Raw genomic sequence first — 12,882 nt, 5'->3', positions numbered from 1 at the left:
GATGGACCGGCGGCCGCGGCCGCCGGTCCATCAATTTGTGTATTGTGTATATGATTATTTTTTGTTGGGGGAGGGTAATTTGATGGCGGCTACGATGGCGGTTTTATCGTCATCATCTTCGTCATCAAAGTCCTCGGGGACAGGTGTAAAGGGCAGGCTATCAGCGCTGATCATGGTTTGCGGGACGGTATCCATGGCGACGATCGGCAGGTTACTATCGAGCACAAAACCATTATCCATGTAGATGTGATAAGGGAACATGGCCGGATCGAAGGCGCTGCTATGTGAGAGCAGGATGATCTGCTCAAAGTGCTGGCTCATGATGTCGCCGCTAACAACATCGACCAGTGCCTGGGCACGGCCACGATCGAAGGAGCTCAATGGCTCATCCAACAGAACAAAGCCCGGAGCGAGATTCAGATCGCCAGGCAGCGTTGCGATGGCAAAGGCCAGGCGCAAAGACAGGGAAAACAGATCGGCCGCACCACCCGAGAGGGCGGAGGTAGGTAAATACTTCCCAGCGCCACTATCCCAGACCTCGATCTGGAATGGTCCGCCGCTGACGGCTCCCTCTTCTGGCTGGGTCGTCAGATGCACGTCATGATAACGACCACCGGTCAGCAGGGGAAGAATCTGCTGCATATAATACTCTGTGCGCGGCTGGACCTTACGCAGGAGCCGCTGCTCCGCCTCCTGCAACAGGCGATAGCCATATTTCTTGATCTGGTAGGAGCGCTCCTCCTGCTCCATCTGCGCGCGTGCCTGCTCAAGATCCAGCGTCTCCTCGCCGGTATGGAGCTTCTCAGCCAGAGTCGCGGCCTGCTCCTGCAGATCCTGCAACTCCTGCTGATGGGCCGCGGTATCATCCTCAAGACGTTGTCGATCTTCGGCAGGATGCTGCTCCAGCAAAGGCCAGGCCGCCAGCAGGTCGCGGCGCGCATAGCCAGAGGGCTGTTCAAGATCATGGGCGGCCAGCAAGTTAGAGATCGAAGCCTGGTCGCCGCGAATTTCCTGCCGGCACAGCTCTATTCTGGCATTGGATGCCTGTTCCTGCTCCTGCAGGGATGTCAGATCGCGCAAGATCTGCTCCTCATTGGCCTCATGTAGCTCCTTATGGCAACGGTTGCGCAGAGCCACCAGGGCCTCAGCAAATGGATTCAGGGGAACGATCCAGCTTCCCAGGGTATTACTAAATTTGGCCAGCTGCTTATAATGCTCCGACAAGGATTCCTGGCGCTCACGCAGCAGCGCGGTATAGCGAGCATGGCTCTCCTGAAGCATAATCTTATTGCCCAGCGTAATATTCAACTCTTCAAGCTGGCGGCGGGCGGCGGTCTCAGCGCTGCCAACCTCAGCCTGTCCGAAGCGCACGCCTAAAGGTTTGACCCGCTGGCGCAAAGAATCCTTCAGGGATTGCAAGGCGCTACTCAGGGCTACCTGCTGCTCGCGGGCCCGCTCAATCTGCACATCGGGTGGATTATCTTTAAAGCGAGCATTGCGATCCTCAAGGGTACGCCTGCTCTCAATCAAAGCATCCAGGCTATCCTGATTGGCCTTTGTCTGCCGGGCCAACTCGCTCACCACATCAAGCTTGCCATCCAGAGAAGCGATCTCATGTTCGGTCGCTTTAATGGTACTCTCGACCATACCCTCAAGATCGGGAACGCCAGAGATGTCTTCCTCAGGGATCACCGGGGCAAGGGAGCCGGAGACAAAGGAGGGTTGAGAAGGAGGAATCGGGCTGGCCTGAATGCGGGCATTGATGCTCGGCATAGGCAGATTCTCCTGGCCGGCCAGCAAGGTAATCTCCTGATGCATCAACTCAACGGCGACCTGATCTTTCTGCAGGTTCTCCTCCATATTATCCCACTGCTCACGCTTGCGCGTATTTTCCAGGCTTGAGCGCTCCTGGCGTAAGTTATCTATAACCGCCTGTTTCTTCTTGACGCGATCACGGGCGGAGTTCAACTCTTCGAGCTTCGAGTTCTTCTTCCGCTGGGCCTCGGCTATGTCGCCCTGGTCGCGCGTACTATCCAGGAACAGCTGGGCCTCCTCCAGATTTGGTGGGACCGAGCCGCCGAGAGCGGTGATCTCCTGCTCAACCTGGCGCAGAGCATCCTCATTACCAACCTTGCGCACAGCCGCCTCGCGGGCAGCCACCATCTTCTGTACGCGGCTGATAGCCTCCTGCTCCTGCACCTTAAAGGTATTCTCTTCCTGGCGGCTCTTCTGATAGCGCTGATAGCTCAGGTAGGCTGGGGCAATCAACAGCAGCATCACAACCACAGCGATGATCGACACCACGAAATTGCTGGTCAACATCAAGAGGGCTAATAATAAACAGATGATAATACCCAGGCCGCAGCCCCCCATGATGAGCATATATTTGTGGGCGGTATCGCGTGTAGCCAGGCGCTGCCTGGTCACACTCTCCTGCTGCTGGCGGGCCTGATGAACATGCTGCTCAGCCTGTGTCAGTCCCTGTGCCAGACCCTTTAAGCGATGCCATTCCTCCACCTGCTGGCGGATACGCAATTGGCGCCAGGACTTCTCCATGGTATCGCTCTGCTGCTGAACTTGCTGAGCCTCATATTGCGCCAGCTCCAGCTCCTGCTGAGCATCGTTGAGATCCTGAATAACCTTTTGCAGCCGGGCCTCATGCTCTTCCGCCGCGTCTCGGCCAGAAACGCGGCGTGTATAGTCCTCTTCGAGCTGGCGCAGATGATGCAGGCGTTCGGACAGGAACTGCAAGCGCTGCAAGCGTTCCTCCAGTTGAGGACGCCGAGCACGTCGCTGCTCCTCCACCGTCTGCAGATTCTTCTGCGTATTCGCCAGGCGCGCCCGGGCCTGATTGATCTGCTCATCGAGGGTGTGCAGGTGCAGATTGGTCTCCTGATATTCGCGGACATCCTGTTCCAGATCTTTAATAGAATCCACGGCCGTCAGCAGATCGTTGGACATACGTTGTAGAGTACCGAAAGAGCGCGTCAACTCGGCCAGGTCGCTCACACGTTTCTCAGCCTGTGGTAGCTCTTCGCGCTCACGGCGCTCCAGCTCGGCGATGCGCTGCTCAAGAGATGGCAACTCGCGGCGCGCCTCAGCAATATCATCATAGGAAGCGATAATCTCAGCCAGGGTGAGATCGGCCCTCTTCAGTTGCTGAACGCGTCCCTGTTGGCTTCTCAGATCGAGGCGCCGGGCCTGGATCTGCTCCAGACTCTGCTCCAGTTCACTGATATCGGCCTCCTGCTGATCGATATCAGCCAGATACTCATTAACCTGAACTGCATCGAGGGCCACCTCGAACTGGCCAAGCTCCTCCTGAAGCTGTGGGATGCGCGCCTGGATCTCAGCCAGCGCAAGCCGTTCGGAGCATGTATGCAGCCGCTCTTCATCCTCCGGCTCCACCTGGAACTGTTCAGACAGGGTGTTCACCGCATCCAATCCCAACAAATTACGGATCGTCTTCTCACGAGCTGAGCCAGAGATAGATTCCAACAGGGTCAAGCCCTTTTGCTCAACCAGACCGGACTCGCGCAGCGTTGTGCCGTCGAGATTACCAAGTTCAGAAATGATGCGTGCATTCACCGCCGCCAGATCAGTGATCGGTGGCTCATCGGGCATCCCCAATTGTTGGATCAACAAAGAGGCCGACTGCCCCTTGCCACGCTCGATAGTACGAGCAATCGTCAATTCGGTCGCGCCCGCCGAAAGGGCAAGGGTCACAACCGCACTGGTGGCGCCGTATGAGATCAGGTCATCAAGGGAATGATGATCACGTCGGGAAGCCAGGGGTTCACCATACAATGCGAAATACAAACTTTCAATGAGAGCAGACTTGCCAGCCTCATTGGGGCCCTGGATCAAAATGCTACCACGTTGAGGGAAATGCAGGTTCATAGAGCGCAAAAGCCTGAACCGCTCAATCGTTACATGCTTTAGAATTATCATGGGTCTACTCCGTTCGCCAGTGCCAGACTGATGGGCGCAAATGGATAGCAACCATCCCAGCTACTACCTACTTTTCATCTCATCTATCGCCAACAATAATTCCTCTTTCGTGAAGCGCAAAGCCTGCTGTTCATCGGCAGTAGCGGAAGAGATCCACTCATCGGCCAGCGAAGATAGCTCCTCGCGCAAGGAGAGGCGTTCACCAGCCTCGACGGAGACCGGGCCATCCTCATTTGAAACAGAAAGGGCGCTATCATCGATAGCCAGAGCAAAGCAATGCTCTTCTCCATAGCGACGGATTTGATTCAGGTCAAGCTCATGATACGCGCCGCGCGTCAATTCTCCCTGGAGACGCAACAGGATCATGGCGTCATCCTGACAGAGAGGGCGCAGACGCTCCAGTATAATCTCGGTAGGAGAGGCCGTCGCCTCATCCGGCCAGAGCTCCGCGGTTGAAATATCCAGGCTATGCATAGACAGGGTATCGACGCTAATATGATTGCACCAGCGCACGCCATCGGCCGCCAATCCGAGGAAGACAAAGCCAGGAGCCTGGTCGGGCGTACTAAAATCGATATACTGGGTCGCTCCGGCCACAATCACTTCGGTCTGGCCAATCTGCAAACGATGATGGCTATGATGATAGCCCGCAAGAATATAAGAAAAAGCGCTCTGTTCACGAATGCTCTGCTGTGCCACAGCCGCGCGTGTATCAAGGAGAGAAGAGCCAACCGTCAGGCCCTCAACAGGGGCATGCAGAATCAGCAAAGGAATATCGGCGCGCTCAATCTCCAGATTCACCTGCATATCGGCCATTGGATCACCAACCTGGCCGGCCAGCACGCCCAGTCCGCAGATACCGACCGTTGTGCCTCGAACATCGGCCACAACAGGTTCAAGCTGCGCAGAGTCACCCTTCTGGACCGGAGGTAAATAGTGGAGAGCGCCCAGGCGTGCATAGCTCATCTGAGGAGCGGGAGTTGTATCGCCACCCAGCAGAGACTGAGAGGTAGCCGGGGTATCATGCACGCCACCCAGCGCGAAGGTCTGCACACCGGCCTGCTTCAACTGGGCCAGGCGCTCCGCCACAAAACTGCGGTCCCGCTCATCAGGAGTCGTCGAATCAAACAGATCGCCCGCCTGAATAAATAAGTCGACGCCCTGAACGATCGCGAAATCTGTCGCCTGCTGAAAAGCATGGCGCAAGCGCTGTTGACGCTCCTCACGCTTACGAGGATGTTGCCCAAACCCCGTGTAACCCAGATGGTTATCCGCCGTCAGCACCACCGTAACCACACCCTCGCGCTGCTGATGCTCAGGGACCACATCTGGTTTCGAATCTTGTTTCAAAATATCGTCTCCCATCGGGACCACTTCCTTGTTGGCTGACTAGAGAAGCAAGCTACTCCAATGCTGACAAACGCTGCCAGGCTTTATTCAGGCCTCTGACCCGAGCAGGTCGAAGATAGCCCGGTTGGCAGGAAATAATCAGTCAGCATACACTATGCATGCTGTTATTATATATGAACGCTGCTTTTTGATAGTACTCTTTTCTCAAGGTGAGTCTATCACAAAAGCAGAAGATTAAAAACGAATCATGATAGTAAGAGGGACTATTTGGGGAATAAAAGGAGTTGTGCAAAGTAATACAAAAGTACTTATTCCTCCTCTGTCGTGGACAGTATGAAAAATGAAATATTAATATGATAACGACCCACCAAAATACAGAGAGAAAAAACATAACATAAAAGGCAGGCATCGATCGAGTCGTACTAACAAAGCCAAAAGTCGGTCGGCGATAGCCAATTGGTATTATTCGCTTTATCTTAGAGCAATTTATTCGTATTCGTTATTGGTAGCCAGGAAGCTATCAAGTTCCATTAGATATGTGGGAGAGCAGAGTGGTGGCTGTAAAGTATTTATCACACTTAGAGAGAGACAAAGAAACAAGAAAAGTGCTCCTCTCATTGGCCCAGAGTATTCAGGAGCGTGACATCGTCACCTATGAGCACTCGCGCCGGGTAGCGGTTTATGCCCAGCGGCTGGCACGCTACCTTGGCTGGAGTCGAAGGGAAGCGAGGGATCTGGCTCTAGCGGCGCTGGTTCATGATCTGGGCAAGACCTGGATCGGCAACGACATTTTAAATAAATCGGCGGCCCTCTCAAGGGAAGAGCGGCTCAAGATGGAGCGACACCCGATTACAGGAGCGAGAATATTAATTGGATATGAAGTACACCCTTTCTATGTAGAAGCGGTGCTCTATCATCATGAATCCTGGAACGGGCAGGGGTATCCGGCCAGGTTGAAAAATGAAGAGATACCATTCAGTGCCAGGATACTGACCGTAGCCGATGTCTATGACGTTCTCACCTCGCAGCGTCCATATAAAGCCCCACTCTCTATGGATGAAGCGCGCGAACGGCTCCTGGCAGGTTCAGGTACCAACTTTGATCCCGCCATCCTGCAGGCATTTGTGCACTTATTAGATATTACGCCAGACTTTACTCTAACACAGCATGTCTGTGATATTTCGTTAAAGAATCTGCGTCAGCCCGGCTTCTACAATATGTTTATCGCCGGATCCTCGTCGTAGGTTCGGCCCTTGCGGCCGATTACCTCTCCACGTGCGTAATGTCCACCGAACGCGAGGACCACGGAAACGCATGTGAGATACATACCCGTACGGCGAGGAGAAATCGGCCGCAAGGGCCGAACCTACGGGGGCATGATCATGCGTGGAGAGTAAAAGCAATTTATTTTATCCAATGGCTGCCGTCGGTGGTCTGCGGTTGAATGTTATAATTAGCCGGAACCGTAATATCGCCGCTGTAGAGCCCCCATTTCCGAATCAGGGTCGCATAGGAACCTTTTTGCTGTAGAGACTGCAAGGCCAACCTGATGGTAGAGGACAGGGCCACATCATCGTTACGTACTAAAATCCCTTCGGTCGTTACGCCGACCATATCGCCGACGCGCTGTAAGATATCCGGATGCTGCAGGATAGAATAATCGACCACAGAAGCATCTTCATAGGCGGCGGCCACGCGTTGGTCCTGCAGCAACTGGAACGCCGCGTTGTATTGCTTCACCTGTACTATGTGTATGGCGGCCTGGCCATTTTGATGGCATACACCGTCCATGCTCGACAACTCCCGACCCTCGGAGGTTTGCTCTTGCACGGCCACAGATTTCCCACACAGATCTGTCATAGAGTGAATCGCCAGAGGATCACCCTTGAGGACCAGCAAAGACTTGCCGCCGCGAAAATAGGGGATAAAATTGACCCGCTTCTGCACTTCAGGGGTAATACTTACCGCCGAGATAACCACGTCAAAGCGGCCCGCCACGAGGCCATCGATCAGAGACGAAAAATCATTTGCCGCCACGTGGGTCTTCAGATGCATCTTCGTCGCAATAGCGCTGATTAAATCAATATCGAAGCCAGCGGGCTGCTTAGAGGTAGGATCGACAAACTCCTGTGGAGGATAGTTAAGATAGCTTCCAACAGTCAGTTCTCGCGCTGAGATCAAATGTAGAGCAGGATTAATGGTAGGTGATGGCGTCGCAAGAAGAGTCGGAGAAGCCGATCCTCCCTCACAGGCCGCCAGAAACAACAGGCACATGCATACAGACAGGAAGACATTCAGACACCGATAGCGCCGCCCGCCCCCCAGACAAGGATAAGCCATGGAAAATGAAAGCTCCTCTCCTTTGATGCCGTCCTGCGGACGGCGTGTCTCCCTGAATGTGTTTTATTCTCTTTGTGTTAGCGAACGTGGGCGCCCCCACACGCGCGTCCGCTGCGCGGCCGCACTGGTTTTTTTATGCTGGTGTAACCGGGGCGCGGATGCGCCCCGGTTACACCAGCATAAACACGGCTTCGCCGCGCTGGCTGCACCGCACACAAACGGCTTCGCCGCGCTGGCTGCACCGTACACAAACGGCTTCGCCGCACTGGCTGCACCGTACACAAACGGCTTCGCCGCACTGGCTGCACCGTACACAAACGGCTTCGCCGCACTGGCTGCACCGTACACAAACGGCTTCGCCGCACTGGCTGCACCGTACACAAACGGCTTCGCCGCACTGGTTTTTATGTTAGTGCATGGGGCGCGGATGCGCGCCCCATGCACTAACATAAAAACCAGTGCGGCCGCGCAGCGGACGCGCGTGTGGGGGCGCCCACGTGTCCCCACAGTGAGTAACAAGAGTCAAACACATTCTTAAGAACTTACGTTAATTGGGGCCCTGGGATCACAGAGTCGGGAATTTTATGTATAGTAGGCAACAAGAATTTTTCGCTCATAAAAGAAAATGCCCGAAAAATCATATATGAATAGCTGTTTATCAGAAGATATTGTGTTACACTATCGAGTAGTCAGATACAAATCACAACCGAATAGCATAACCAAAAACATCTGGAGATAACGCTTGAGCGCAGCCACCACAGGCTGCTCCAGATGAAACGGTATACCATTGTGCACTTGTAGTCGCGAAAATCAGCTTGAGGGGCTTGGAGGGTCTAACATGGCCATCAACTTTGACCGCAACATTTGCTGCGATCTCAATGAGACCATCTCTCGCGAATGGCTTGTGACAAATGGTCTGGGAGGATACGCGGCAGGAACAGTTGCCGGCGTGCTTACACGTATGCAACATGGCTTGCTGGTAGCATCACTACCCGGTACACGACAACCACAACTTTTGCTCGCGAAAGTCGATGAAGAGATTAGCTTTGATCAGCGCACCTACTACCTGGGCACCAATGAATACAGGGATGGTATATTCAATCCGGCGGGTTTTGTGCATCTGGAAGCATTTCGCCTGCAGGAGGGTTGTCCAATCTTCACCTATCGGCTCGGAGGTATTGACGGGCTGCTACTGGAGAAGCGCATCTGGATGGTACGTGGCTTCAACACGACCTACATTCAGTATACCGTACTGAGGCCAGAGTCTCCGGATAAACCGGTCTATACGCGCAATGGCAGAACCGAACCTCTGGACACCGATGCCAGGCGTCAGGCCGAACAAGAGAGGCAGGAGCCACTGATTCTGACCCTGTTACCATTTACAGCGAACCGTCCTTATGACCGGCCCCAGCGCAGTCAGCAGGCGCCACATCTGCATGTACATACCCACAGAACGGAAGATATGGCACTGGAAAGCGAAGAGAGTCAGTGGAATCACCAGTTGCCAGCGGGAGTCGCCGGCTGCACCATCATAACCAACGATACAGTACCAGCATATCATCTACTGGCTATCGGGCAGGATGAGAATCAGCCCGCATTTATTCCAACGGGGGTATGGTATTGGAACTTCCTGCGGCGCTGTAACGCCAGGGAGGATCAGCCCGATACAGACGATCTCTATCTACCAGGGGTGTTTCGCGTCCTGCTCTGGCCTGGCCGCCAGGATACGCTCACCATCATAGCCAGTACAGAAAAGCTGGAGCCGCAGCTCTATCAGTACGATGCCATCGCCTCTCTCTACGAGAAAAGCAGAGAGCAGCGTCAGCATACCATGGAGCGGGTGCTACATACGTTACGGCCAGAGCAACAGACCGAGCGGCCATACAGCGGTGCGACACCAGGATCGCGGGCGGATAAACAATGCGACGCGCGACAATTGCTCTACGCCAGCGAACACTTCATTAGCCACTACTATCCCACAGCCACCAGCCAAGAAGCGAGTTTAGACAGTCAGGCGGGACTCATCACGCGAGGAAACCGGTCGCGAATAGCCCTGGTAGCGGAATACTTTGCCCAGGACTACAGAACGCGGGACGCGCTGATCGCTCTGCCTGGCATTTTACTGGTAACCGAACGCTACGTAGAGGCCCATCAATTCCTGGGGGACCTGGCGGATCACTTTATAGGAGGCATCTTACCAGATCGGTTGCCCACGGCACGGCAGGCCCTGACGGACCACAACTACAGCAACGCCGACATCGCCCTGTGGTATTTTTACGCGCTTGACCACTATCTACGGGCAACCGGGCATTATGAGTTCCTTGAGGAGGTCTTTCCTCGCCTGGTGGAATGCATCAATCGCTACAGGCAAGGGACCCACAACGGCATCCATGTTGATCCCAAAGATGGATTGCTGATAGCGGAAAAAGAGGGTAAAGCTCTAACATGGATGAATGCATATCATGAAGGTCAGCCGGTCACTCCCCGGTCCGGCAAACCAATTGAACTCAATGCGCTCTGGTACCACGCATTAATGCTCATGCAGGGCTGGTCGGAACGGCTGGAATATATAGGGCATATAGAGAACAGCGGCGCCTATTATCAGCAGTATGCCGAGAGCTGCAAACGCGGCATTCAGAAACGCTTCTGGCAGTCAGAGCAGGGCTATTTATATGATGTTATTGATGGACCCGAGGGGAACGATGCCACGCTACGCGTCAATCAGCTGTTCGCGCTCTCCCTCCCACATTCCATCCTGAATCCAGCTCAGCGGCAACAGATCTTTGATATCATCACCCGGCATTTACTCACACCATACCGCACAATGGCAGCCTGTGAGCCAGGCTATCATCCTCACATTGAACGCGGCGCCCGTCATCAGCAGTCCCTTCATCAGGGTAGCTGCTGGACATGGCTCCTGGGTCCCTATGTGGATGCCATGATAAATCTAAGTAAAGGCACAGCGGGCGAGGAAAATAAACAATCGCTCAAGGAGCATATGTGGTGGAGAGGCATGCAACTGCTAAAGCCACTACAGGACAGGTACAGCCAGGGACTGCTTGGCATGTATGAAGGTGTCTTCGACGGCGATTATCCACAACACGCGGGACCGCAGAGCGCGTCCCTGCTCAGTACAGCTGAATTACTACGAGCTTTTAACCGACTCGCCAAGTGGAGTTCACATCGTCCCATAGGGCGCCAGGCACGCGAATCAATTGATGCTATATAAAGAACATATCGCTTCATCCCCGCTTTAAATCCTCATTTATTCCAGGTGGTGAGCTCATAAGCAGCTCGCCACCCGGGCAACGTTGAAGGGGCGTGTGCGCTTGGGTACGGGAAGCCGGGGTGAGCCGGAGGGGTGCACACATTTTTTGAGGTTGTGCACATTTTTCGTTGGTTATCCACATCGATTGTGGATAACTTTTGTGGAAAACCTGCCTCCGTGTCCTTTTTTTGGTGGACATAATGATATGAAGGATGGCTCATATAGCGCTCTGAAACATGAAATAATGTTCAATTTAGCCGCATTTTCTAAGCTTTCTTCCTATAAACATGATTTTTCCACAAACCTCACAGTTTCCTCACAGTTTCCTCACAAATTTCCATAGCTAGCTATATAACCGGTTATATTTTTCACACACATTTCACACGCCAAAAAGTTTTCCACAAAAAATGTGGAAAACTTATCCACATTATCCACATTTTTTATGTCTAGTTGATAGTCTTGTTATCAATCTATATAACCAGTTATATAGCTATTACAAGATCCTCACAACTTTCTAACAACGATTCGAGTTATCCACATCAAATGTGGATAAGTTTTCCACACTATCCACATTTTCCATAGCCTGCTATATAGCTAGCTATTAGTTATATAGCAGGCTATATAACACTTCACAGAAACCTCACAGCTTTCTAACAGTGACAAAGAGTTTTCCACACTCGATGTGGATAAGTTTTCCACATTATCCACATTTCCCATAACTGGCTATAAAACTAGTTATATTTTTCACAAGATCCTCACAGTTTCCTCACAGCGAATAGAGTTTTCCACATCAAATGTGGATAAGTTTTCCACATTACAATCATAAAGATAGATATACGATATAACTGGCAGGGTTTTCCACATTTGATGTGGAAAACTTATCCACATTCTATCCACATCGGGGTACACATACGGACAAGATTATCGGTGCCGACCAGAGTTATCCACATTTTGTGTGGATAACTTTTTAGGACCGACGACCGCGGATAAAGCAAGAGGGCGGTGATGAAGATCATAGATAAGCTAGCGAACGGAATAAAAGCCAGATATTCTGTCAACTAGCGATAGACACGCTTCAATACTATGGGGCAAAAAATGTATAATTTGTCATAAAAAAGGGGTTATCCACATTTTTTTGAGTTTTCCACATCGGGTGTGGAAAACTTATCCACCCCAAAAAAAGGCTGTGGATAACCTGTGGATAACCTGTGGATAAGTCTCAAAAACCTGTGGATAAGTTATGAACCTTTATTCATCTTTTACCCCTATGTGGATAAGTTTTCCACAGGTTATCCACAGTCTATCCACATAAATTCGCCTGCCTGGACGCTTGTGTGGATAACTTTTTTTAGAGGGCCCGGATCCGCTCTAGAGGCCGGTACAGGCTATTAATAAAATTCCGAAAAATTCGCCAAAAAAAAAAGTTATCCACTTTTCCACATCCCCTACTACTACTGTTTTATATATCTTTTTAAAAATATATATATATATTAGTAGTATAGGGCTGTGGATAACTTTGGCGTGGAACGGAAAAAAGGGGGGAGCCACCAGGCGGCCTTTTACAGGAGGGGAGTTGAGCGCCTTCGCTCGGGCGTCCGCGTGCGTGGCCGCATTGTTTATTTTTTGCTCTTCGGTGGGGCGGCGCTGCCGCCCCACCGAAGAGCAAAAGAGAGGAGAGAGGGAATCAGGGGACACCCCTGAAACCCCGCCAGGGGTTTGCCACCCCTGGACCCTGCTCCAAAAGCCTATACCTGGAAGGCGGCAGTACCGTTTCACCGAAGAGCAAAAGAGAGGAGAGAGGGAATCAGGGGACACCCCTGAAACCCCGCCAGGGGTTGCCATCCCTGGACCCCGCTCCAAAAGCCTATACCTGGAAGGCGGCAGTACCGCTTCACCGAATAACAAAAAAGGGAGAATGGAGTGAGATCGGCTGGCCGATGGGGTGAGAGATGAAGTAAGCCCAGATGTCCTAT

The 12,882-nt window shown here is 52.6% G+C and carries 5 protein-coding genes; 2 read left to right on the top strand and 3 right to left on the bottom strand.

What is annotated here, in order from left to right; all coding sequences use genetic code 11:
* Positions 1 to 54: 54 nt before the first annotated feature.
* Together KTT_RS10760 and KTT_RS10755 are read right to left on the bottom strand one after the other, a co-directional pair.
* The gene (locus KTT_RS10760) at positions 55 to 3,951 is read right to left on the bottom strand and encodes an AAA family ATPase (RefSeq protein ID WP_126595974.1); all 3,897 of its coding nucleotides are present in this window, start codon (positions 3,949 to 3,951) and stop codon (positions 55 to 57) included.
* Positions 3,952 to 4,014: 63 nt separating this feature from the next.
* Positions 4,015 to 5,316, bottom strand: a complete 1,302-nt coding sequence (locus tag KTT_RS10755; protein WP_126595973.1) for a metallophosphoesterase family protein — start codon at positions 5,314 to 5,316, stop codon at positions 4,015 to 4,017.
* A gap of 590 nt (positions 5,317 to 5,906) precedes the next feature.
* On the opposite strand from KTT_RS10755, the gene KTT_RS10750 reads away from it, so the two are divergent.
* Complete coding sequence (locus KTT_RS10750; RefSeq protein ID WP_160145791.1) at positions 5,907 to 6,545, top strand: HD-GYP domain-containing protein; 639 nt, start codon at positions 5,907 to 5,909, stop codon at positions 6,543 to 6,545.
* 160 nt (positions 6,546 to 6,705) lie between these two features.
* Here the strand turns inward: KTT_RS10750 and KTT_RS10745 are convergent, their stop codons facing one another.
* On the bottom strand, positions 6,706 to 7,641 hold the full coding sequence (locus KTT_RS10745) for an ABC transporter substrate-binding protein (RefSeq protein WP_126595971.1): 936 nt from the start codon (positions 7,639 to 7,641) through the stop codon (positions 6,706 to 6,708).
* Between the two features lie 838 nt (positions 7,642 to 8,479).
* Here KTT_RS10745 and KTT_RS10740 point away from each other — a divergent pair.
* Positions 8,480 to 10,870: an amylo-alpha-1,6-glucosidase gene (locus KTT_RS10740; RefSeq protein ID WP_126595970.1), complete on the top strand. Its 2,391-nt coding sequence runs from the start codon at positions 8,480 to 8,482 to the stop codon at positions 10,868 to 10,870.
* Positions 10,871 to 12,882: the final 2,012 nt, after the last annotated feature.

Origin of the sequence: Dictyobacter aurantiacus (genome assembly GCF_003967515.1) — a bacterium.
Classification (GTDB): Bacteria; Chloroflexota; Ktedonobacteria; order Ktedonobacterales; family Ktedonobacteraceae; genus Dictyobacter; species Dictyobacter aurantiacus.
The sequence above is the reverse complement of the archived record's forward strand: the minus strand, read 5'-3'. Positions and strand labels throughout refer to the sequence as shown.

Excerpts from the sequence above, each read along its gene's own strand:
- KTT_RS10755 (WP_126595973.1), bottom strand. The coding sequence starts at position 5,316 with ATGGGAGACGATATTTTGAAACAAGATTCGAAACCAGATGTGGTCCCT.
- KTT_RS10740 (WP_126595970.1), top strand. The coding sequence starts at position 8,480 with ATGGCCATCAACTTTGACCGCAACATTTGCTGCGATCTCAATGAGACC.
- KTT_RS10760 (WP_126595974.1), bottom strand. The coding sequence starts at position 3,951 with ATGATAATTCTAAAGCATGTAACGATTGAGCGGTTCAGGCTTTTGCGC.
- KTT_RS10745 (WP_126595971.1), bottom strand. The coding sequence starts at position 7,641 with ATGGCTTATCCTTGTCTGGGGGGCGGGCGGCGCTATCGGTGTCTGAAT.